This is a genomic window from Paenibacillus sp. FSL H8-0332 (assembly GCF_037963835.1).
Taxonomy (GTDB): Bacteria; Bacillota; Bacilli; order Paenibacillales; family Paenibacillaceae; genus Paenibacillus_AQ; species Paenibacillus_AQ rhizoplanae.
The window spans coordinates 6,950,091-6,972,296 of record NZ_CP150145.1; the positions used below are offsets into that span (position 1 = coordinate 6,950,091).

The following is a 22,206-nucleotide window of genomic DNA, read 5'->3' on the forward strand; positions in this document are numbered from 1 at the left end:
AGTCAACACAGAGCCCCTCCTGTTCACCCAGGCAGGGGCTCTGCCATGTCATCCTTACAGAATCCTTAGAATCGGCCCTTAGAGTATAGGGAGAGAAAGGATGATATACTATGCAGGATAATATTCTGGAAATACAGAATCTATGTAAAAGCTTCAAGCGCCAGACAGCCGTCAACAACGTATCGTTAACAGTCGCACGCAATTCGGTCTACGGGCTGCTCGGTCCAAATGGTGCAGGCAAATCGACCCTGCTCAAAATGGTTACCGGGATGCTGCGTCCTGATTCCGGGAAGATCTGCTTCCAGGGGCAGGAATGGACCCGGAAGGACTTAAGCCGGATCGGCGTATTGATAGAAGCACCGCCGCTGTACGATAATCTGACCGCCCGGGAGAATCTCAAGGTACGCACGCTGGCCCTCGGACTGCCGCAGTCGCGTATTGAAGAGGTGCTTGCTGTTGTCGATCTGACCGCTACCGGAAAAAAACGCGCCGGACAATTCTCCATGGGGATGAAGCAGCGGCTCGGCATCGCCATTGCGCTCCTCAACCAGCCGGAGCTGCTGATTCTGGACGAGCCGACGAACGGGCTGGACCCGATCGGGATTCAGGAGCTGCGGGAGCTGATCCGCTCCTTCCCGGAGCAGGGAATCACCGTCATTCTGTCGAGCCACATGCTCTCCGAGGTGGAGCAGACAGCCGACCATATCGGCATCATCGCAGGCGGCGTGCTGGGCTATCAGGGGGCGATCTCCCCGGATCAGGATCTGGAGGCGCTGTTCATGCAGGTCGCAGCCGCCCACCGGAGGGAGGGTGCCGCCCATGCTTAATATCGTTAGCGCTGAACGCCTGAAATGGCGGCGGACTTTCATCCCCAAGCTGGCCTGGCTCGCCCCTGTATTCACACTGCTCTTATGCGCTGTTCTGATGGGCGGCAGCTTTTTTCAGAGCGGATCTTATAATTGGTGGTACACGATGCTGTTGCCCGGAGCGCTGAGCCTGACCTGTTCGCTGGCACTACAGAAGGATGCGAAGCTGAAGTACCGCGGATTGCTGGCCCTGCCGGTTGCACCGGGAACGCTCTGGGCCGGGAAAATTATCGCCTGCGCGTATTGGCTAATGGCTGCGCTCCTTCTGTTCTTGATTGGCGTTACGGCAGGAAGCCTGCTGTTCGGTCAGACCATTCCGCTGTCCAGCAGCCTCGCGGGCACCGCGCTGATCTTCCTCACCTTCCTGTGGCAGATCCCGCTGTGCCTGTTCCTGGCTGTACGCCTCGGATTATTCGCCGCAGTGCTGCTGAATCTGTTCGGCAATGTGATGGGCATTCTTGTCTTCAATAGCGGGGGCTTATGGGATTACATGCCCTATACGATTACCTTCAGACTCATGTGTCCGGTGCTCTCCATCCTGCCGAACGGCCTCCCTGTCCCGGCGGATAGTCCGTTAAGGAACACAGACATGATTCTTCCGGGTACGCTGGTCTCCCTCGGATGGTTCGCCGTCCTGTGGCTGCTTAGCACTCTATGGTTCCGCAGACAGGAGGCGAAGTAGCATGAAGGCACTGCCGGGTCTGCTAAGGGCCGATCTGCTCAAAATGCAGCGCACCCCGTTTCTCCTGATCCATCTGCTGACCCCGCTGATCGGGGCCGGCCTGTTCCTGGCCTATTATTCCATCTCTGCTGCGAGTGAAGCGGGCAAGGTGATGGCGTTCATGCAGGCCATTGCCTGTGCCTACCCTACTGTGATCGGGCTGGTCTGTGCGATGACGGCGGAGCAGGAAGCCGTTGCCGGGCGGTTTCAGGGGATGCTTGGCCTGCCTGCGGGCAGGACAACAACCTTTTTTAGCAAGCTGCTGCTCCTGCTGGGTTTCAGCCTGGGGGCTGTCCTGATCACTTTCGCCCTGTTCGGCACAGGCTTCAGCCGGGTCCTCCATCAGGGCAGTCATGGACTGCTCTTCTACGGTACAGGAGCGGTCATTATCTTCGGAAGCAGCCTGTTTCTGTATCTGCTTCATCTCACAGTCAGCCTGCACTTCGGCCGGGGAGCATCCATCGGGATCGGGATTGCGGGGAGCCTGATCGCCGCCCTGATGCTAACCGGTCTCGGCGATGCTCTGTGGCCTTATATCCCTTTTGCCTGGGGAGCGCGCTTCGTCTCACTGTGGGCCTTCGCTCATACAGGCCATTCGATATCTCCAGCCGTATCTGGACAGACTGCCGGACTGTGGGTCTGTATCACCGCAACATTAATGCTGGGCCTCCTAAGTGTATTATGGTTCCAGAGGTGGGAAGGCCGCCCAGCGGATGACTAGACTTCAAATGAACTAATGAGGGAATGACTATGGCCAAAATACTTGTGGTAGACGACGAACCCGCCATCCTGTCTCTGATAGCCAACGCGCTCAGTACCGACCGCCATCTGGTAACCACCTTCTCTGATTCCGCGCTGGTGCGCCGGACCGACCTCGGTGCGTATGACTTGATTCTGCTGGATGTGATGATGCCCGGCGTAGACGGCTTCACCCTGTGCCGGGAGATCCGCACGGCGGTGGATTGTCCCATTCTTTTTTTGACGGCAAAGACGCTGGAAAGTGACCTGATGTACGGACTGGGGCTGGGGGCGGATGACTATATTATGAAGCCCTTTGGCATAGGTGCGCTGCGGGCGCGGATCAACGCTCATCTGCGGCGGGAGAGCCGGGAGAAGCGCAACATTCTGTACATGGACCCTGTGCGCTTCAACCTCTCCGGTAAAGAGTTATACGCCCGAGAGGACAAGGTCCCGCTGACCAAAAGTGAATATGAAATCTGCGAGTTTCTGGCCCGCCACCGCGGTCAGGTCTTCTCCAAGGAGAATATCTATGAAGAGGTCTTCGGATATGACGGGGAGAGTGATAGCAGTGCCATTACGGAGCATGTCAAGAACATCCGCGCCAAGCTGGGCCGGTACGGGCTTGAGGCCATTGAAACCATCTGGGGGATAGGATATAAGTGGAAGCTGTAAAACAACGCAAACCCGTGCGGCTGCGCACCTTTTTTCTGCAATACCTGCTGCTGTTAAGCCTTGGTACCATTCTGCTGCTGGGAGGACTGCTTGGCGCGTTCACACTGGCGTTCGCCTGGGGTGCGGTGCTGCCTGCCAACTATGACGAGAAGGAGATCACCCAGTTCAAGCAGCAGCTGGCTGCGGGTACAGCGGATACGGCCCCGCAGGTCCCCGACCGGCTGGATTACACCGTATTCACCTTGGACGGGAAGCCGCTGGGCGGCAATCTGAATGCTAAAGAGGCGGAACAAGCCTGGAGAATTACCCGGCAGGGGGACTACAGAGGCTCCTACTTCTACACCACCGCCGAACATGGACAGAAGCTGTGGATCTTCCGTTATGTCTTGACGCCGCAATACGCCTCTCCCCTGCTGCGCCGCTCGCTGCCGAACCCCCAGCTGCTGGCCCCCGTACTCTTCGTGCTCGGGTTCCTGGTGATGGCCGCCCTGCTCGCGGCCCGGTTCGGCCGGAAGCTCTCGGAGCGGATGGCCGGACTGCAGGAAGCGACCGAGAACATCCGGCGCGAGAATCTGGAGTTCGCCGTCCATCCCAGCGGCATTGTGGAGATTGATGAGGTACTGGGCTCGCTGGACCGGATGAAGGATGCCCTGCAGACTTCACTGGAGAAGCAGTGGGAGCTGGAGCGCTCCCGCAGAGAGCAGATCTCCGCGCTGGCCCACGACATCAAGACGCCGCTGACCATTATCCGGGGCAACGCCGAGCTGCTGCAGGAGATTGTAGAGACGGAGCCGCAGCGTGAATACAGCGGCTATATCCGCCGCAGCGCTGAAGACATTGAAGCCTTCGTGCAGGAAGTCATTGACCTGTCCAGCCAGCAGGCCGGCTCCTCCCGCCAGAAGGCGCTGGTCCCGGCAGCAGAGATCATAGCTGAGCTGGAGCTGCAGATGAATGCCCTCAAGGCAGGCAGGAACCTGAAGACCTCTATCCGGCAGGAGAAGCTGCCGGAATACCTGTTCATTCACAAGGAGCTGCTGCTGCGGGGCATGATGAACGTGATTACCAATGCCGCCGAGCATACCCCGCCCGGGGGCAGCATTGCCCTGCTTGTCCAGAGCGGGCCGGATGCGGTTCAGTTCACGGTTACAGACACCGGTAGCGGCTTCTCGGCGGCCGACCTCCGGGAGGCCACCAGCCAGTTCTACCGGGGCGACCCGAGCCGCAGCTCCGGGAATCATCACGGAATGGGGCTCTATATTGCACGCTCTGTGGCCGAGCAGCACGGAGGCAGTCTGCACCTCAGCAATGTCTCCCCATCCGGGGGCGGGAAGGTCACGATGCGCATTGCCGCGCCTGAGTAGCGGCACATCCAGTTCGTGGCTGAATTCCATTGTTCTTAATATTGCTCTTCCTGCGTTCATGGATGATTTCATCCGATTTAATAGATTCAGACTTCTCCCCAGTTCCGCTGATACAAGCGGCGGGAGGGTGTGTGTTCCGTATGCTCTGTGTACAGGTTGGTCGCGGTTATAAGCGCAGCCACCTTGTCCAGGAAGACCGCCTTCGGCAACTCCTGGCCGAGAATCACCTCGTAGACCTGCTGCAACTCGGCCAGGGTGAATTGCTCAGGCATTAAGAGCAGCGCGATTCCGGTTCTTTCCGTCTCCTGACGCAGCCGTTCAATAGCATAGGTAATGATCTTGGCGTGATCAAAAGCAAGTCCGTCATTCGACAAGACGGCATATTGCACCGATCTGGCCGCCGGTGTCGCCGTCACCGTCTGTTCTACCACTGCAGTCAGCGCCTGTTTTGCGGCCTCCAGCCGCAGTTCATAGGTACGGGTGCGGATGCAGCCTTGCTCCAGCAGCTCTTTATGCTCCTGCCGGAGCTGGTAGCTTACCTTGAACCAGGCCGCAGCCTCGGCATCATCCCCTGCCTCTAATTGGCTACGGCGGCTGTCGACCAGCGCCATATAACTGCTGCTGATCACCCAGGTGCGGGGATCGCGCCCGGGGTCTGAGAAGATGCGCAGCTGCTCCAGATAGACACCGGCCACGCCGGTCTCCTCCTCCAGCTCTCGCGCGGCCGCCTGATCTGTGGTCTCGTCCGGCTGGACGAAGCCGCCCGGCAGTGCCCACTTCCCGAGGCAGGGATGCCCGCCTCTGCGGATCAGCAGGAGGCTCAGCCCCTTCGCTCCAGCCCCGGGTTCCTGATCCGCCGCTGCATCCGCAACGGTGAAAATCACCATATCCGCCGCCACGGAAGGCCGTTCATAGTCCCCGGCCCGGTACTGCTCCAGGAATTCACGCTCTGTAAGTCCGTTGGCATCTCTCAATTCCACATTCTCCGCCTCCTCTGCCCTCTGGTTCAATGCTCCAGCTCTCCGAAATAATTCCCGTACGGCTTGAATTTTGCCAGTACACTGTCCACCTTGCTTATACGTTCCGTAAGCGTGCCCCTAAGGGTTATATAGGGAATCCGCCGCTCCTTCAGGTCTGCGATAATCTGCTGGTGGAACACATGCCGCTTCTGATCCCCGCTGCGGTCCCACGTATCGTCATACGGAATATCATCGTCGCACAGGAAGAACAGGTCGTAGCGCTGCGCGTTCTCCAAGGCCAGCCGGGTTAGCAGCTCGGGTGCCTTCCCATGGTAATCCAGCGCATACATATAAGTGGTAATCGCATTCGTATCGACGAATAAATACCTATTGGCGTCAAGCAGTGCCTGCTCTTCCCGCTCCAGATGCCCCACCGCGATCTCGTCAAAAGCCTCCAGCCCAATCCGGCGGTCCACCTGATGCTCTGTCCAGTAATCCCGCCCGTATTCACTGGCGAAGGCCGTACCGTATCTCCGGGCAAGTGCTTCGGTGATCGTAGACTTGCCGGTAGACATGGCCCCTACAAATACGACCTTGGTAATTAGATCGCGGTACACTAGCCCGCTGACATAACCCCGGTATGGGTAAGGGTCCGAGCGGACCATCGTGGCCGATACCGGAACCTGCACCCTCGCCTCATCCACCCGCCGGTCAATAGCACCCAGCGCCAGACTCATATGCTCTCCATAGAATTCACTCGAATAAAAATGGGTCACCTGCTCGCCCTTCAGCAGCCAGAGAATATACTGCTCCTCCCGGAGCTCATGCTCCCTGTCATCCGAGTATCCACCCGGACCATCCCAAGCTTCAATTACCCGGACCGCAGGATAGAGGCTGCGAATCCAGTTCGCCCGGATCTGTAGCGGCACCGGAGAGACGGTCGTCTCGTAGATCACCACGATCAGCTCGTCAACCTCCCGCAGTGCGGTCTCGAACATGAACTGGTGGCCTTTATGCAGCGGGGCAAACTTTCCGAGTGTTAATCCAAGTGTCTTCATGACAGCGCCTCCTTAGCCCCTTTGTTCCAGTTGTAGTAACCGTAGACCGCGTTAATCAGATAGGCGCTCCACATCACGATCATCAGCAGACCCTCCCCGCTGCCTTCCAGCGTCCGGATCACCCAGAGCAGAACGGTGAACATATTCAGTACGATATAGACCAGCCACTGCTCCTTGAAGCGCCGCACCATAAGGAGGGTAGCCACAACGGATAACACGGTAGTCAGGGCATCGATGTAAGGTGAATTCTGCGCGGGAATGAACGATAAGCCGAAGCCCAGCAGCAGTGCCCCCGCCACACAGACTGCAACGGTGAGCAGGAGGCCCCTCGTTTCCATTTGGCGCATGGACAGCTTGCCGCCGTGCATATTTCTTTTCCACATATAGAAGCCTACAATATTCATGGGCACAAAGAATAGCAGATTCAGCATAACCTCGCCAAATAATCCGTTGATATAAGCCAAATAGGCATATCCGAACGTATTATACATCCCGAATCCATAGCTCGCCAGCTTCCCCTTCGCCGTCAGCACCACGCATAGTACCCCGGTGATGAAGACCGTGAACCCGAAGAGCGAATCCTTGGAGATCACCGTAAAAACAAACGCGATCAGCGTAAATATCACCAGCCAGGCGAGTTCAAACCCGCTCCAGTTGCCGGGTACCTTCTTCATGCTCATCCCTCCGATTCCTCTGTATCTTGCAAAACGGATTGCTTATTAATGACTCTTATTAACTAATTGATAATTACATTTTGTTAATATCAAAATAACAGAATTTATGAGGAAGCACAAGCATTTTATTTACTTCCATTTGTTGTTGCTTAATCCTCTATATGCAAATATTATAGATTCATATACTCCAAGAAATAACATCATTTTCCACACCCTATTTCAATCTTATGAGGAGGATCAGCAGCAATGTTCAAGAGAAGGATCATGAAACGGAGCTTCACCCTGTTTGTCATTCTGGTATTGGTATTATCGTCTCTTCAGCTCAAGCCTGCTTTAGCACAGGAAGACACGGGCGGGAAGCAGGAAACAACTTACACAGGAGAGGGTTATGAGGTAACCTACACGATTTCCTCCAAGTGGGAAGGCGCCTTTAACGCAGATGTTACGATCAGGAATACGGGTAACCAGACGCTGGAGAACTGGAGTATTGATTTTACATCCCCTTATGAAATTACGAATATCTGGAACGGACAAGTACAGGCCTACGAGAACGGAGTTTATACCCTCAAGAATATAGGCAGCAATCAGGACATTCCGGTGGGTGGCAGTGTGAATTTCGGCTTCACGGCTTCATTTGAAGGAGAGCTGCTGCTACCGGCGTCATTTGATATGCACAGCACTGGACAGATCGTACCGGGCGGGCAATACGAGACAAGCTTCACAGTGACAAGTGATTGGGGAAGCGCTTTTAACGGCGAAATTGCCATTAAGAATATATCGCAGTCAGCCATTGAGGATTGGACGCTGGAGTTCGATTATGACGGGAACCTGGACCGGTTCTGGACGGCTGAAATTACCGGGCATACCGGCAATCATTACGTCATACATAATGCGGGCTATAATGCCAACATTCAGCCGGGCGAGACACTGATCCTAGGCTTCTCTGGGAACCCGGGGAATGTTGTAAGTGTCCCTTCGGGCTATCAGCTAACGCAGATCTTAACCGGGGAAGAATCCCCGGAGCCTGAGCCGGGCAGGGTCTCCGTGCAGCTTGAAACGTACAGTCTCCAGCTTCAGAACAGTCCGGACGGAGACTATTACTTCCTGACCTCCAAGATGGACAAGCTGACTGGTACGCTGGGAGGAGTATCACAGGTCAAGGCCTTCAATTATGAGATTACGGACAAGAATAAAGCAGTCCTCCAGCAAGGGACGATCCCTGTAAGTGCAGCATGGTCTGCAGAAGGAATCGGGCTTGGCATCGGATACAATCTGCTGAAGCTGCGCGCACAAGTTCAAGATGGGACTGAAGTGACCAAAGAGTATATTATCGTGAACTTCGACGAGAACAATCTGGATAACCTCGGGATTGACCGGGAGAAGGACAGCGATAAGGACGGAATCAGCGATTACTATGAGGAGCATTATGGCCTATCCGCTACCAGCAAGGATACTGATGGTGACGGCTTAAGTGACCGGGATGAGCTGCTCGTGCTGAAGCTGAACCCACTTGAAACGGACAGTGATAAGAATGGGACCGCTGACGGTGATGAGGACTACGATAAGGATGGATTAACCAACCTGGAGGAGCTGATGCTGGGCACCAGCCTCATCAGCGAAGACAGTGACGGCGATAGTCTTACGGACAGCGAAGAGGTTCATACGCACAAGACCGATCCCCTGAAGGCCGACACCGATGGCGACGGACTCTCTGACGCGTGGGAACTCCAGATCGGAAGCGACCCGCTTGTGCCTGAGACGAAGTTTGCAAGAACAATGAAGGCAGAGGATGTCGGGGGCAAGGCTGTTCCAACTGTTGCTGTAGAAGGGATCACTGCGGAGCAGGTAGACAGCTTATCTGTTCAGCCGGTCCAGGACGGCATTCTTAATGATACAACTATTCCCGGATATATTGATCAAGGCTATAATTTCTCCATCGACGGAAGCTTTGAGAAGGCCACAATCTCCTTTGAGTTCGATAAAAGCTTACTGAATCAGGCAGGCTTTGTGCCGCGAATCTACTATTACAATGAGGAGTCGCAGCTGTTCGAAGAGCTGCCGGATCAGCAGGTGGCCGGGAATATGATCTCGGTCCAGACGGTTCATTTCTCCAAATACATTCTGTTAAACAAAACAGTATACGACCAGGTCTGGTTATATAAGTTCCTGTATGATGAGGGACAGGAGCATTATGCGGGGATGGATATTGCCTTCGTCATCGATTCCTCGGGCAGTATGTCAGATAATGACCGGAGCAATGTGAGAATCAGCGTAACCAGACAGTTCGTCAATCTGCTGACGGACAGTGACCGCGGGGCTATTGTTGATTTTGACGACTCTGCCAAGGTGTTATCCGGCTTCACTTCAGACAAGACCGTGCTGAGTCAGGCTGCGGGGCGGATTGATGCGAACGGCGGAACGACTCTGAGCAGCGGGATTTCCAGTGCAATTAATCTGTTCGCCACCACCAGCAGAGCGGAGGTTCTGAAGTACATTATTATGCTTACTGACGGGGAAGGCTCTTATGATACCGCACTAACCAAACGGGCTGCCGATCAGGGTATTGTGATTTATACGGTAGGCCTGGGCAGCAGCATTTCGACGAGTGTCCTGACCAGCATGGCCCAAGGCACCGGCGGCAGCTATTATCATGCAAGTAATGCCAGCCAATTGTATGGGATCTTCGATACCATTGCCGAGACTTCCGACCTGTACAAGGATACAGACCAGGATGGCATCAGCGATTATCATGAGAAGGAGATGCAGGCCGGAAGACTGCGTGTCGGTACTGGCGGTGCGGCGGTCAGGTTGAACTATCTGGATGCGGACAGTGACAATGACGGGCTTAAGGACGGGCAAGAGATCCACATTGTCAAAGCTGGCAACAAGGTCTACGCTTATATGTATTCCAATCCCAACCTTACCGATACGGACGGGGACGGATTAAACGATGCGGTGGACAGCAGAAGACTGATTCCAGATGTAAGCGAGGCCCTGATCCTTCAATCTGAGTACAGAGAAGGAATTCTAAAGAAAGCACCGCAGGGAACTTCCCCAGTCTCCGATGACCTGACGTTCAATGACTATACGTATTTTGAGTTACTCAAGCTGGACCCGGTATTCTCGGTGGCCAGAATTACGCCCGAGTCCATGATCTGGGGCGAGATGGCTCTTCTGTTCGTTGTCGGCAAAATAGGTGCAACGGATGATATGAAATTCGTTCTTGGCGATCTGATCTCAACGTTCAAGTACAGCAAAACCATTAATGAAGGAACCTCGGTAACCCTTGGTGACACCTTCGATACCAGCAACTATATTAAGTATCATAACAGCAAGCTGGATAATGCCGTCATCTCGGACGCCAGCACCCAGAGGTATGTACACTTAATCCAGGATTTCGTGGTGCAGGAGCTGCGCAGTAATCATGGCGATCTGTCCAGGCTGAGATTTGACCCGAACGGAAGCCAGAGTGTGGTGAATAGTTACGTGAATCAATTCTCGACCAGCCCGTATCCGGTATTTACGGAGAAGACCAATCTGGCGTTATCTCTGGCCATCCATGCCTTCCATGGTCATAATATTACCATTAAGGACTTCAACAACAACGGAGATCAATTCAGCGGCAAGCTGGTGTTCCATTTCTATGATCATTTCGGCCTGGATGCTGATGATGAGATCAATAATCCGGGATTTGTGGACTGGTTCACTTTGCAGCACTACGAACGGTTCAACGGCAAATATGTACCGTTCATTACAACGATTGACTACGAGCTGCCTTTTAGCGGCTCCGTGTATTAATTTCAATCCAATCTAGGCAGGTGAAGCTATTGAGTGTCAGGACACGAGTCTTACTTGGCATTACAGTTATACTGATGCTTGCGGGAATAGGCTCCATCATCGGTTACGATTCCTCCAAGGCAAAATATAAACTATTCCGGGAGCATCGCGCACAGTTTGATGCTGTGAAGACGGAGGCCCTTCTGCTGATGGACAGCCTGGATGAGCGGAGCGATATCGGGAATACGTTCATCTACTCTGATAATGCCGTCCCTCCATTCCATGACAGTATGAATACGAAATTGCAAGACAATATCCGGCAGATCGCCGCATGGTCCGGGGACAGTCTGGACTTCGTGCGCTACAGCAGGCAGGATGGAAAGCCGCTCCTCAGGTTCATATTCGACTGGGAAAGGGAGCATGGTCCCACCTATCATATCGTGTATTGCGTAAGTCAGAGCATGGTGGAGCAGGCCTATGCAGCAGAGCCGGTTAAGTATAAGCTGACTCTACTTGCAGACGGCTGGTACGGGATCGAGATAGAATAGTTTTAACAAAAAAAGGGGTGTCTCACGCCATGTGTAATGGCTGAGACGCCCTTTTTTTTGAATACATAGGTTACCCGTTCTGTTCACTCGCCCACCCTGTATTTTGGTTTTTCTTCAGGGTATGTTATCATTCCTAAAGTAAGTTAAATTTTAAATGTCCAGGAGGGATACCTGATGAAAAAGAGATCTATTCAATATCTGTCTGCTGGAATCGGGTATTCGACTGCTGTTTTTTTCTAGAATTAATGTTGACGGGATAGTTCTGTCCAATATTAAGAAAAACTACAAAAAAACAGCCCATTTTAAAGGAGACTTATAACCATGAGCCTAAATAACAATGTCATTCAAAGATATAACCCTGAAAATATAGCGAAACCGGTCGGCAGCTACAGCCATGTGACCAAAATCAGCAGAGATGCTGAAATGTATGTCTTTTCCGGTCAAATCGGAATTGATCCGAACAATAATATCCCTGCCGATTTCAACCAGCAAGTAACCAATACCATGAGTAATATTGTCGACATTCTGTCCTCACAGCAGCTAACCCCGGACCATGTCATCAAAATCAACATCTGGGCCACGGAGGAAATCGATTGGGATCATTTCTATTCCATCTGGAATAACGTGTTCGGCCCCACGCCTCCCTCCATGACGGTTGCCTACATCCAAGGATTAGGGCTGCCTGAGCTGAAGATTGAATTAGATGTTTGGGCCGCTGGTTAACACCTAAATATCATCCACCTCACCCAAAACGTACTTTAGAAGACATTCTAAAGATGCGTTTTGGGTGTTTTAGTGTTTTCCTGCGCGATTGGCTGGGTACCCTTCCATGGATCATACTAATCGAATCTTTTTCATGCCCAAAATTATATTTTTTTCCCAAAGAGTGTAACTTTCCCCTTATTCTCTACGTCTTTGATATTGTATTGCATTCTTTATTATTTAGATTTCTCAGAAACTATTTCTTTTTTAAATTTTTATGGGGTATCCAGTTGGAATCATACAGGGTCCTTATCCTATAACGAGGTGAAAACTCAGATTGATAGCGTTGGCAGTCCTGTCTACGTAAGCTGGAAATGGAATACTGCTACCGGTGGCGGGCACGAAATAGTTATTTATGGGTACGACACATTTGGCGGAAATGACTGGATTCAACATATGAACCCGAGCGGAGGTACAAGGAGGAATTTCCATGAGGAAGAAAACGCTACTGGCAAGTATTGCCTCATTTTTGTTGCTTCTACACTTACTCTCCCCTATACAGGCTCAGGACATTGCAGAAGATGTGGTTTCTTTTGCCAACACCCAGGGGTTGAGCTTAATTAAAGAAGGGCTGTCTAAAGACCCCGGAGGATACGGTTACGCTAATGAAGCGGAGATTAGTGAAGTTACCGTAGGTGAAGGAATGCAGATTCATTTTATTGATGGGGCAAAGCTGAGGACAGCTTCTGATAGTTTACTTGAAACAGTCACCCCTCAGGAGAGCTGGGAATTTCTTATTCTGTCAAGTGGGGTACCCAGATCCAAGATGGTCATTCAAAAAGATTCAAACGGTTCGTATCAGGTTACCGAATTCGGGGGAAACCCTGGAACATTAGCTTATGCCATCCAATCTCTGCAGGCTGAAGGAAGTGTGAGTGAGCCTACTCTTATCCGTGAGCGGGACGAATATATAGCTGCCTTCAAAAAAGATAATCAGGAGCTCATTATTGTCCCACAGCAGGCCTCATCAGCAGAGTCAAAAGGATTAAGCAGCAATTCAGAACCTCAACCACCGGAAAATTTAATTGATGTACTACAGTCCCTACAAAATGATTCATCCGATAACGGGAAGGATGGTTCGGGAACCGTTGCTTCTGCATCCAATGCAGATAATAATACTCCCTTAATAAGACCTATTATGATAAGCATTCTTATTGCTCTAGCAGCGGTGTTCGTATTCTGGGTCTATCTCAGAAGACGGAAGCCCTCTAGTCCAATGTAAAAAGAAACAGGCCGCCTTCCAGCATTGGAAAGCGGCCTGTTTATCAACTATCTACAATATCACTCCGCCTCCATCTTCTTTGGCGCCCGCTCATAAGCCACAGGGTAACTCTCGCTTCCCAGCAAAATGCGTTTACCCTGGAACTCGTCATAGATGTTCACCCGCACCGTGGCACCGGTGAGCGCCTTGTACGCTTTGTTGTTCAGCGGGAAGGACAAACTGCCCGTGGCTCCCGCGCCAGACGGTCCGTCTCCCAGAGGCAGAAGCTGCTCCGACGGCTGCCCGAACGGATCGATCAACTCGGCCACCAGCTTATGCCCATTCGCCTCTGCAACATACTGTTCACTGCGGGTGAACCGGTAGTTGATCTGCGTCTCTATGGACTCCCGGTCTTCAGGCATCGTGGCGGTCACCTGGTTCACGGACAGGGAGTACGGGAACAGCTCCAGCTTCTGAAGGGACGGCTGCGGAGCAGGATTGGCCGGACTCAGCCCCAGGCCCACGGTCTGGATGTAAGCGGTCGGCACTGCGCCAGGTGCGGTCAATTTGCCTTCGGCGATGCCTTCCCCAAGGAAGAGGGTTAGATCCGACGCATTGATCTCCGGCGGAAGCTTACTCCAGACGGTTACGAGACTCTTCTCTTTGGGGTTCAGGGCCGCGGCGGACTGCGAGATTACCGCCTCGAAATACTGATGGTCCGGGGTCCGGTAATACCCTACCAGCTGCGCCGGCTGGGTCTTGCGTAATTCCTCGTTGGTCATTACCAGCTCAGTATAGATCAGCTTGGAATCCGTGCCCGGATAGATCCGGCTCTGCCGCTCCAGAATCTCTGCCTTCTTCCCGGCCAGCTCCAGGCGTAAGGGTTCACCGGCCGCTACGGTTCTTAAGGTATTCTCCACCTGGCTGGTGAACAGCGTGAGGAAATTCGCCTGGGTCTCTTCCGAAGGATACTGGAGGATCACCTTCAGCTTAGTCAGATTATAAGAATAGGGAAGGTTCCCCGTAATATACAGAACCGCTGTCTCCTGCGGGGCCAATTGGCTCTTAGAGCCTTCGATCACCATCTGCGAACTGCCGCTGATATCGAGATCCCCTGCCTTCAGAAGCGCTGTAAGGGCCGGAAGCTGCACATTCGTGGACCCTGAGTTGCGGAGACTGATCTTGGTCACGACCTGATCGCGGTCCGACCACGGCAGACGTTCCACCGCTTCCAGCTTCACCACGAAGGTACCCAGACTGTTCTGCAAGGGGTACTCAGTGGCCAGCAGATGATTCGGCTGCAAGGAGTAGGGAATCTGATAGTAAGCCGCCGGGAAGGCGATCCGGCCCTCTTCTGCCGGCTCGTTCATCTGTAGCTGGAGCACTCCCTGATTAAGCTTCAGGGGCAGCTCTGCACTGAGTTCGACTACCCGCTCCTCCAGCGGCCTCAGACTCAGACTGGCCAGTGCCTTATTGCTGACCGGATAGCTGTACCCTTCGGCAGTCGTCAGGCTGAAGGGGTAGGCCGGAATCGTCACCGCTTGGTTGCCTGTGTTGCGCAACCGGAATTTCAGGCTCCATTTCGCCAGATGATCCTCCGAATACACCGCCGCGCTTGCGAGCTGCGTCTCAATTGTATCGTTAGCAACCTTAAGCTTCGCGACGGCATTAGCGGGTACGGTGAAGTTGGGCGACTGTGCAGCAGGCAGCTTATACTCAGCCACCGGCAGGTTCAGCTGCAGCGCGCTGTCTTCCTGGACGAACTGCAAGGACATATTATCCGTCTTCGTATAGGAGGGGATGTCCGCCAGATATTGCACGGTCCGTTTCTCCTTGGGCTGAATCTGGTAATTGGCAGGGGCGGCATTCAGTTCAAATCTGGAGCCTCCCGAGGATATCAGATATCCCTTCAGACCTGTGTCCTTAAGCAACTTGGTACCCGAATTGGCGAAGCTGATGCCCACCCTGGCGTACACTTTTCCGTTAGCCTTAACGATCTGCAGGCTCTCGGCCTTACTGATCACCGGCACACCCGCCAAGACCAGCTTCTTGCTCTGCCCTCTGGCAGTGGCTACCGAGTAGGAACCCGGAATCGTGAACATCCCCAGCTTCTTCTGGTAATTCGCCTGGCTGAAGTCCCAGCCGAACAGGGCGATTCGGACTCCGGTTATTTTGGCAGCCTTACCCGCATTGACGTAATACGTAACCGGTTGACTGCTGTTAGCCGGAATAGACTTGATGGCAGCACTGCCTGTTACCGGTTTACCTTGAATCACAGCGCCGCTGGAAGTGGTGACCTTGGAGAAATAATCGATCAGGCTTACATTACTGCCCGTTCCGTTGTAGTAATTCAAGGTGTACGTGAGTATATTCCCGCTCTCCTGAGGCTGAAGCGCTGCATTCAGCAGCTTCACACTCATACCGCTTTTCAAGGAGACCGCCCCCAGTCCCTCCAGCGTGGACACGGCGGCTGCAGCCTCTGTTCCCGCTGAAGATCCGGCGGCTGCCGTATAGGCTCCGAAGGCGATGGACTGGCTGAGAACCGCCAGGCTTAGCATGGCAGCAGCATATTTTCTTTTGGAATGATACATGATTCTGATTCTCTCCTCCCTTAACTTCGCTTACGCTTGCGGCAGCCGCATCTCGAATCTTGTCCGTATCTCGTTACTCTCCACAGACAGAGTTCCCTCATGCTGCTCTACGATGTTCCGTGCAATGAACAGACCCAGACCCGTGCCGCCCTCCTGATGAGTCCGCGCCCGGTCCCCGGAATAATACATCTCGAAGATATGCACCTGCTCCTCCGGCGGAATGGGATTCCCGTAATTGATCACCTCAACCGCTACTGCACCTGAATCAGGACGGCTGTTAATATCCACATATACGCCTTCCTGCCCATAGCGGGCGGCATTAGTAAGCAGATTTCCTAAGACCCTTACCAGCAGATCACCATCCCCATAGACACTTAAGCCGGGGGTAATATTCAGCCGGGAGGTCAGACCGTTCCGCTCAAATACCGGGTATAGCTCCTCGTTCAATTGCCGGAGCAGCTCGCCGATATCCAGGTGCGTCTTCACCATAGGCAGTGTGCCATAGTTCATCCTGGTGATCTCGAACAGTCCGTCGATCAGCTTCTCCAGCCGCTGGGACTTGGTGAAGGCAATGGTTGCGTAGTGTCTGATCGTCTCCATCGGCAGCTTCTCCTCCTTAAGAATCAGATCCAGATAGCCAAGCACAGAGGTAAGCGGCGTACGCAGATCATGGGCCAGATTAACGACCAGCTGGTCTTTGCTGCTCTCAGCGAAATCGCCTCTTTGCACCGCTGTCAGCAGCTTAGCCCCTGCCGCATTCAGATCCTCGGCAATCGCACTGAACTCATCCCTTGAGGCAATCTTCACCTGATTCTGAAATTCCCCGTTAGCCAGATGATGAATCCCGCTGGAGATCTCGTTAAGATAACGGATATAAGGCTTGGTGAACTTGAAAAAGAAGATCAGCATGAGCGGAATGAACAGCATCAGAGATACGTTGAAGTCCCCGAGCTTGTAGATGAACCGGCGCACTTCCGCCTCCGGGTCCTCCAACTTCACCCCGGAGTAGTAGAGCTGAAGCAGCTTGAAGATCCCATAGGTCAGACCGGCTGAGAGCAGCATGCTTACCCCCAGTAACTGGACTAATCTGGCTCGGAAGCCCCGGGCCCGCTTATTCATTGAACGTGTACCCGACGCCCCAGATGGTTCGGATGAACCGGTCCTTGTTCTGGTCCTCGCCCAGCTTCCTGCGAAGGGTACGGATATGCACCATCACGGTATTGCCGGATTCATAGTACGCTTCACCCCACACCTGCTGAAAAATACTCTCCGCACTGAACACCTGCTTAGAGTGGCTGGCCAGCAGATAGAGGATGTCGAATTCCTTGGGCGTGAGGTCAATCGCCTTCCCGTATAGCGTAACTGTATGCCGGTCAGGGGCTATAATAAGCCCGCCCGACTCCAGCACCGGGGCCTGATGGGCAGCCGGAGGCTGGCTGAACTGCAGGGAACGCCGCAGCTGGGAATTGACACGGGCCAGCAGCTCCATAGGGTTGAAGGGCTTAATCATATAATCATCCGCTCCCATCACAAGGCCGGTAATCTTATCGAAATCTGAGGTCTTGGCACTTAAGAAGATAATCGGCAGGTTATGCTTCACCCGGACCTGGCGGGTCACCTCGTACCCGTCCAGCTCCGGCATCATAATATCCAGGATCGCCAGATCAATCGACTGTGACTGAATGGCCTGTACCGCTGCCCGGCCGTCAGGCACCTTGATACAGTGATACCCTTCCTTCTGCAAGTGCAGGGCAATCAGGTCGGCAATCTCCTTCTCGTCCTCTGCGATTAGAATCGTGGTTCGCTTCATTCCGGGACCTCCCAGGCCGTGATCTACTCGTTAAGGTACGTTGTCGCCTTGTTCTGTATCAGCTTGGCCACATCCTCTGCCGTCTTCTGTCCGCTGAAGAACGCGTTTGCTTCCTCGCCGATGATGCTCAGAATCTTCACATCCATCATGGCGAAGTTATCCGCTGTATCCATCATGTCTTGGAACACCTTGAATTGCCCCTCTGGAACACTTGCAAGCTTGCCGTCCGGGAGCTTATACGTTCCGCTCTTCACCTGCTGCTGAAGCTCACTGAACTGCTTGTCATTAAGCGATCGGAGCAGGGAGAAGCCTTCTCTGCTCTGCAGGGACTGAACTTCATCAGAGAGCAGGAACTCCATGAACGTCCAGGCTTGTTCGGCAACCGGCGATTTGGCTTGTATCGCAAACGTATAGTTCGGAATAATTCTCATGGCCCCGGAGTTTCCGCTATGCGGCTTATACAGCAGCTTCGGATTGGCAAAATTGGTATACGGAACGTTGATGAAATCCGCCGGGCCCTGTATAACGGCAGAATAGAACAATTGATTCTCGGTCTCGACTGGCTCGGTGGTCATCAACTTCTCTTGATACATCTCATTAATCTCCCGCATCATAAATATGAAGGCAGGGGAATCAAACTTGGCCTTGCGGGCAGCTACGTCTACGAACTGGTTATAGCCGTCGACCACCATCTCCTGAAGCAGCATATCCGGCGGATTATTCGGAAGCGCGTAGCGGTGTGCGGACCCCGCCTGTTGCTCCGACGCAATCAGCGATTTGGAGATTTTCTTCCATTCCTGCCAAGTCCAGCTCTTATCAATGATCTCTGCTTGCTTAAGTACATCCCCGTCTCCAAGGAACGCTCTCAGGCTGAACCCGGATGGAATGATATAGGTGCCCCCGTTCACCTTCAGGGCATTCAGCACATTCATTTGCAGGTCCTCCTGCTTCAGCGTCTTCGACTGCTTGAGGTAATCCTCCATATCAAGGAATAGCTTCTTGCTCACGTAATCACTGGCGGGCAGACTGCCCGTTTCATAAATATCGGCTCCTTTGCCTGAGAGCAATGCTGTACCGGCGGTTTTCTGATACTTCTCATAATCCGGCCCCTCCATCTTCTCGCCGATCCCCTTATACGCCTGAATCTGCAAATCTATATCGGGATAAGCCTGTTCAAACTTCTGCTCTACCGCACGGTAGAAGTCACTATCCTGCTGAACCGATAACGTAACAACCGTCTTCCCCACGGTGCTTGGAGCTTCTGCACTGCTCCCGGAACTACATGCAGACATCATCGTTGTAAAAGCAAGGCTCAGCCCCAGCCAGCCCATTCTCTTAATCATCTTCATCTGTCACTACCTCCAATAATTGTTCGTATAGTAGGCCGTACTCCTAAGGTTATTGCAGACGTACGCGGTTCCCGTCCTGCAAGGGCTCACTGCTCTCCAGAATAATCATCTCGTCCCCATACAGATTATCCGTCTGAATCATACTGTCCGGGCCGTTCGTGATACTGGAGCGGATCTGAACCTCGCGGGCGACAAACGTATTACCTAATGCCCCCCTCTGCTCCTCAACTACATAGACAAAGCTGCGCCCGCCCGTCTGATGGATGGCCTTAGCCGGTACCACCACACCTTCCTGAAGGGACGGCTTCTTCATCTGGAACTGAACCTGCTCCCCCCCCTGAAGCGAACCCTCATTCATTACAATGAAGACCGTCTTCTGCGCGATGTCCTCCGCCCTGCTGGTATCCTCACTGGCCGGACTTCCGGCACGCGCCTCAGCGCTCTTGATCTCTGCAATCTTTCCCGGCAATATCCGGGCCGATGGCCCCTCAGCAGAATGAACCTCCACCTCAAGCTTCTCCCCCAAGGTAATTCCCAGGCTGGATAATAGCCCCGCGTCCGCTGTGAAATCGAATTGAAATCCCTCTCGGCTGCTCGACAGCACCAGATCCGGCTCGCCCGATGACGGTATCCCCGGAAGGGCATTCAACCGGGTCACAATCCCGTCGAAGGGTGCCTTAAGCTGCTGCTCCGCAGTTAACCTCTCTCTCATCTCGGCGATTTTACGCGCCTGTCTGGCCTGCTCCTGCTTGCCTGCTTCAATCTCGCGCCGGGCCTTGCGAATCTGGAGCTCATCCCCTTCCGCATACGTCTGAATGAACTGATCTTGAAGTGTCTGCTGCCCTAGTTTTTGCTGATCCAGCAGCGCGATTTCATCCTGCAGCCCGGCTTCGGCAGACTGGCTGTCATAGACGATCAGCCTCTGCCCCTTCTTCACCCGCTCCCCCTCCTGCACAAGCACCTCCCGGGGCTTCCAGCCGCTCTCATTCTGGAGCTTCACTTCATTCACGGGCCGCAGCATCCCGCCGCCCTCCAGCGTGAATTCAAGGCTCTTGCTCTGCGGCGTGACCGTCGTCACCTTGGGCAAGGTCAATGACTGCAGCGTATTGCTGAAGAAGGTGAAGAAGAGTAACACGCCCAGCAGCAGCAGGGAGGCTATTTTAATGTTTTTTTTACGCCTGCGGTCTGCGGGCACTCCTGCAATCTCCATTTCCCCGTTCTCCTCCTTTCCTCATAAGTCCCTCACATGCGAGCCCTAGCCCTTGATCCCGGATAACTGAATGCCCTCAATGAAATACGTCTCCGCATACAGAAAGAGCAGTACCATCGGGGCCATGTAGATGACGGAAGCAGCAAACGCAAGCTCCTTCTCTTTGCTGACATTCGATAAGTAGACAGATAAGGGCTGACGCAGCGGATCATCCAGGAAAATCAGCGGCTGCTCCACCATATTCCAGTAATCGACGAATAAGAGAATCGTAAGCGCGGCCAGACCCGGCTGAACCATGGGAACAATAAGGGTACCAAAAATCCGTAAATGTCCGGCACCATCCATCTTGGCCGCTTCGATATAGGCATACGGGATATCCAGCATGAACTGCCTGAGCATGAACACACCGAAGGCCGCAAAAATACCAGGCAGAATAATGGCCCCCGGGCTATTCAGCAGCCCCAGCCGGTCGGCCATGATGTAGTTGGGCACCAGAGTTACCTGAAAGGGCATCAGCATCGTCAGGACATAGACCAGAAACAGGAGCTCCCGGCCCCGGAATCTCAGCTTGGAGAAGGCGTAAGCAGCCAGCGCAGCTATAAGCGTCTGCCCGGCAATAATGGGCACCACCAGGAACACCGAATTCCAGAACATCGACAGGTACATCGGGCTGTCCAGCAGCACCTTACCGTATTGCTCCAGGGAGACCTGATCGGGCAGCCATTTCAGATTGGCGAACGGATCGCTCCTGCCCTCTATGACTGTGTTCATTTGTCCGACGGGACCGTAATTGATCTCAATCTCGCGGCTGCTCATGAACGAATTGATGAGCGTGACCCCAATCGGGAACAGCATCAGGAGGGCAACCGCCCCCATCAGGACGGTTAACGTTAGTTTTTGTATGACTTTACCAACTGCCAAGACCTCTTTCACCTCTATTCCATATTTCGACGGTACCGGCGTTCCATGGCGAACAGCCCAAGAACAAGGATCAGAATGCCGCCGACCATCAGGGTAGATGCCGCTGTCATCTTCGGGAGGTCGAGGGACAGGAACATATTGTTCATAAAATGCTGCAGCATATAGATACTGTCATGCGGATACGGCCCGGCCAGCAGAAACGTCTCCCGGAATACCTTGAAGGAGTTAATGATCGACATCATGACGACAAAAAACATCGTAGAGGTTAAGTAGACCAGCGTAATGCTCCGGAACTGCCTGAGACGGCCGGCCCCTTCAATCTGGGCGGTTTCATAGTAATCCTTCGGGATCTGCTGCAGTCCGGCCAGGAACAGGATCACGTTGTACCCGATGTTTTTCCACACATACATCATCATAATTACATTCCGCGCTGCCTCCGTCTTCATCCAGTCCACCCGGGCCAGACCGAAGCCGCTCAACCACGCATTCAGCGCCCCGTTCCAGTCGAACAGGATCTGCCAGACCAGGATAATGGACGCGACAGGCACGACCAGCGGGAGAACGTAAGCAGTCCTTAGCCATTTCTGAAAATACAGCTTCTTATGAAGCAGCAGCGCTAACCCCAGCGACAGCACGATCAGCAGCGGAACACTCACCAGGCTGAAGTAGAAGGTATTGAAGGCCGCCTTCCGGAAGGAGTCGCCCGCAATCAGCTCCCGGTAATTATGCAGGCCCACATACTGCCCGTCCACCGCACGGTCCATGAAGGAATAGAATACGCCCATGCCAAACGGAATCAGATAAAACAAGGCAAACCCGATGCTACTAGGTGCCAGAAATAACCAAGCCACCGATGAATCCTTACGGGCCCAATTCTTCAAGTTGCTCCCTCCCTGTACTCAAGAATAGGCGCAACTATTTAAGAAGAAGTCGGGTAAAGATTAAAACTTTCTTAAATTCCCTTCACCACACAGCAAAAAGCCGC

The 22,206-nt window shown here is 53.4% G+C and carries 19 protein-coding genes; 9 read left to right on the forward strand and 10 right to left on the reverse strand.

Annotation, left to right across the window (positions count from 1 at the left end):
* Window positions 1-110 precede the first annotated feature (110 nt).
* Genes NST43_RS30260 through NST43_RS30280 form a run of 5 tightly spaced genes read left to right on the forward strand, consistent with a single transcriptional unit; the run spans window position 111 to window position 4,361 of the window.
* Window positions 111-827 (forward strand): lantibiotic protection ABC transporter ATP-binding protein, encoded by a 717-nt coding sequence (locus NST43_RS30260; protein WP_339221133.1) that lies wholly within the window; start codon window positions 111-113, stop codon window positions 825-827.
* Entirely contained in the window at window positions 820-1,548 is a 729-nt protein-coding gene (locus NST43_RS30265; protein WP_339221135.1) for a lantibiotic immunity ABC transporter MutE/EpiE family permease subunit, read from the forward strand. The genes NST43_RS30260 and NST43_RS30265 overlap by 8 nt, the downstream gene beginning before the upstream one ends.
* Before the next feature lies 1 nt (window position 1,549).
* Entirely contained in the window at window positions 1,550-2,308 is a 759-nt protein-coding gene (locus NST43_RS30270) for a lantibiotic immunity ABC transporter MutG family permease subunit (protein WP_339221137.1), read from the forward strand.
* 29 nt (window positions 2,309-2,337) lie between these two features.
* Window positions 2,338-3,000 carry a response regulator transcription factor gene (locus NST43_RS30275; protein ID WP_339221138.1) on the forward strand — a complete coding sequence of 221 codons (663 nt, stop codon included), beginning with the start codon at window positions 2,338-2,340 and terminating at the stop codon, window positions 2,998-3,000.
* Window positions 2,988-4,361 carry a HAMP domain-containing sensor histidine kinase gene (locus tag NST43_RS30280; RefSeq protein WP_339221139.1) on the forward strand — a complete coding sequence of 458 codons (1,374 nt, stop codon included), beginning with the start codon at window positions 2,988-2,990 and terminating at the stop codon, window positions 4,359-4,361. The genes NST43_RS30275 and NST43_RS30280 overlap by 13 nt, the downstream gene beginning before the upstream one ends.
* A gap of 86 nt (window positions 4,362-4,447) precedes the next feature.
* Here NST43_RS30280 and NST43_RS30285 read toward each other — a convergent pair whose 3' ends face one another.
* Genes NST43_RS30285 through pnuC form a run of 3 tightly spaced genes read right to left on the reverse strand, consistent with a single transcriptional unit; the run spans window position 4,448 to window position 7,052 of the window.
* Window positions 4,448-5,341, reverse strand: a complete 894-nt coding sequence (locus tag NST43_RS30285; RefSeq protein WP_339221140.1) for an NUDIX hydrolase — start codon at window positions 5,339-5,341, stop codon at window positions 4,448-4,450.
* A 26-nt stretch (window positions 5,342-5,367) separates the two neighbouring features.
* Window positions 5,368-6,378 carry an AAA family ATPase gene (locus NST43_RS30290; RefSeq protein WP_339221142.1) on the reverse strand — a complete coding sequence of 337 codons (1,011 nt, stop codon included), beginning with the start codon at window positions 6,376-6,378 and terminating at the stop codon, window positions 5,368-5,370.
* Window positions 6,375-7,052: a nicotinamide riboside transporter PnuC gene (pnuC, locus tag NST43_RS30295; RefSeq protein WP_339221144.1), complete on the reverse strand. Its 678-nt coding sequence runs from the start codon at window positions 7,050-7,052 to the stop codon at window positions 6,375-6,377. The genes NST43_RS30290 and pnuC overlap by 4 nt, the downstream gene beginning before the upstream one ends.
* A 246-nt stretch (window positions 7,053-7,298) precedes the next feature.
* On the opposite strand from pnuC, the gene NST43_RS30300 reads away from it, so the two are divergent.
* The 4 genes from NST43_RS30300 (at window position 7,299) to NST43_RS30315 (ending at window position 13,361) form a co-directional block, all read left to right on the forward strand.
* Complete coding sequence (locus NST43_RS30300) at window positions 7,299-10,850, forward strand: DUF3289 family protein (protein ID WP_339221145.1); 3,552 nt, start codon at window positions 7,299-7,301, stop codon at window positions 10,848-10,850.
* A gap of 29 nt (window positions 10,851-10,879) precedes the next feature.
* A complete protein-coding gene (locus NST43_RS30305; RefSeq protein WP_339221147.1) occupies window positions 10,880-11,377 on the forward strand; it encodes a hypothetical protein in 498 nt (165 codons plus the stop codon).
* A gap of 321 nt (window positions 11,378-11,698) precedes the next feature.
* Window positions 11,699-12,100, forward strand: coding sequence for a RidA family protein (locus NST43_RS30310; RefSeq protein WP_209986949.1), 402 nt, complete (start codon window positions 11,699-11,701; stop codon window positions 12,098-12,100).
* Between the two features lie 469 nt (window positions 12,101-12,569).
* Complete coding sequence (locus NST43_RS30315; protein WP_339221149.1) at window positions 12,570-13,361, forward strand: hypothetical protein; 792 nt, start codon at window positions 12,570-12,572, stop codon at window positions 13,359-13,361.
* Window positions 13,362-13,420: 59 nt separating this feature from the next.
* Here the strand turns inward: NST43_RS30315 and NST43_RS30320 are convergent, their stop codons facing one another.
* Genes NST43_RS30320 through NST43_RS30350 form a run of 7 tightly spaced genes read right to left on the reverse strand, consistent with a single transcriptional unit; the run spans window position 13,421 to window position 22,102 of the window.
* A complete protein-coding gene (locus tag NST43_RS30320; protein WP_339221151.1) occupies window positions 13,421-15,931 on the reverse strand; it encodes a hypothetical protein in 2,511 nt (836 codons plus the stop codon).
* Window positions 15,932-15,961: 30 nt separating this feature from the next.
* Window positions 15,962-17,050: a HAMP domain-containing sensor histidine kinase gene (locus NST43_RS30325; protein ID WP_339221153.1), complete on the reverse strand. Its 1,089-nt coding sequence runs from the start codon at window positions 17,048-17,050 to the stop codon at window positions 15,962-15,964.
* Window positions 17,043-17,741, reverse strand: a complete 699-nt coding sequence (locus NST43_RS30330) for a response regulator transcription factor (protein WP_339221155.1) — start codon at window positions 17,739-17,741, stop codon at window positions 17,043-17,045. The genes NST43_RS30325 and NST43_RS30330 overlap by 8 nt, the downstream gene beginning before the upstream one ends.
* 23 nt (window positions 17,742-17,764) lie before the next feature.
* Entirely contained in the window at window positions 17,765-19,090 is a 1,326-nt protein-coding gene (locus NST43_RS30335) for an extracellular solute-binding protein (protein WP_339221157.1), read from the reverse strand.
* Window positions 19,091-19,139: 49 nt separating this feature from the next.
* On the reverse strand, window positions 19,140-20,300 hold the full coding sequence (locus NST43_RS30340) for an RND transporter (RefSeq protein ID WP_339221158.1): 1,161 nt from the start codon (window positions 20,298-20,300) through the stop codon (window positions 19,140-19,142).
* Window positions 20,301-20,345: 45 nt separating this feature from the next.
* A complete protein-coding gene (locus NST43_RS30345) occupies window positions 20,346-21,221 on the reverse strand; it encodes a carbohydrate ABC transporter permease (protein WP_339221160.1) in 876 nt (291 codons plus the stop codon).
* A 14-nt stretch (window positions 21,222-21,235) separates the two neighbouring features.
* Window positions 21,236-22,102 (reverse strand): sugar ABC transporter permease, encoded by an 867-nt coding sequence (locus tag NST43_RS30350; protein ID WP_209986972.1) that lies wholly within the window; start codon window positions 22,100-22,102, stop codon window positions 21,236-21,238.
* Window positions 22,103-22,206: the final 104 nt, after the last annotated feature.

Coding starts and splice junctions, on each gene's coding strand:
- NST43_RS30270 (WP_339221137.1), top strand. CDS start 1,550: ATGAAGGCACTGCCGGGTCTGCTAAGGGCCGATCTGCTCAAAATGCAG.
- NST43_RS30315 (WP_339221149.1), top strand. CDS start 12,570: ATGAGGAAGAAAACGCTACTGGCAAGTATTGCCTCATTTTTGTTGCTT.
- NST43_RS30290 (WP_339221142.1), bottom strand. CDS start 6,378: ATGAAGACACTTGGATTAACACTCGGAAAGTTTGCCCCGCTGCATAAA.
- NST43_RS30310 (WP_209986949.1), top strand. CDS start 11,699: ATGAGCCTAAATAACAATGTCATTCAAAGATATAACCCTGAAAATATA.
- NST43_RS30265 (WP_339221135.1), top strand. CDS start 820: ATGCTTAATATCGTTAGCGCTGAACGCCTGAAATGGCGGCGGACTTTC.
- NST43_RS30320 (WP_339221151.1), bottom strand. CDS start 15,931: ATGTATCATTCCAAAAGAAAATATGCTGCTGCCATGCTAAGCCTGGCG.
- NST43_RS30300 (WP_339221145.1), top strand. CDS start 7,299: ATGTTCAAGAGAAGGATCATGAAACGGAGCTTCACCCTGTTTGTCATT.
- NST43_RS30275 (WP_339221138.1), top strand. CDS start 2,338: ATGGCCAAAATACTTGTGGTAGACGACGAACCCGCCATCCTGTCTCTG.
- pnuC (WP_339221144.1), bottom strand. CDS start 7,052: ATGAAGAAGGTACCCGGCAACTGGAGCGGGTTTGAACTCGCCTGGCTG.
- NST43_RS30260 (WP_339221133.1), top strand. CDS start 111: ATGCAGGATAATATTCTGGAAATACAGAATCTATGTAAAAGCTTCAAG.
- NST43_RS30340 (WP_339221158.1), bottom strand. CDS start 20,300: ATGGAGATTGCAGGAGTGCCCGCAGACCGCAGGCGTAAAAAAAACATT.
- NST43_RS30330 (WP_339221155.1), bottom strand. CDS start 17,741: ATGAAGCGAACCACGATTCTAATCGCAGAGGACGAGAAGGAGATTGCC.
- NST43_RS30335 (WP_339221157.1), bottom strand. CDS start 19,090: ATGAAGATGATTAAGAGAATGGGCTGGCTGGGGCTGAGCCTTGCTTTT.
- NST43_RS30325 (WP_339221153.1), bottom strand. CDS start 17,050: ATGAATAAGCGGGCCCGGGGCTTCCGAGCCAGATTAGTCCAGTTACTG.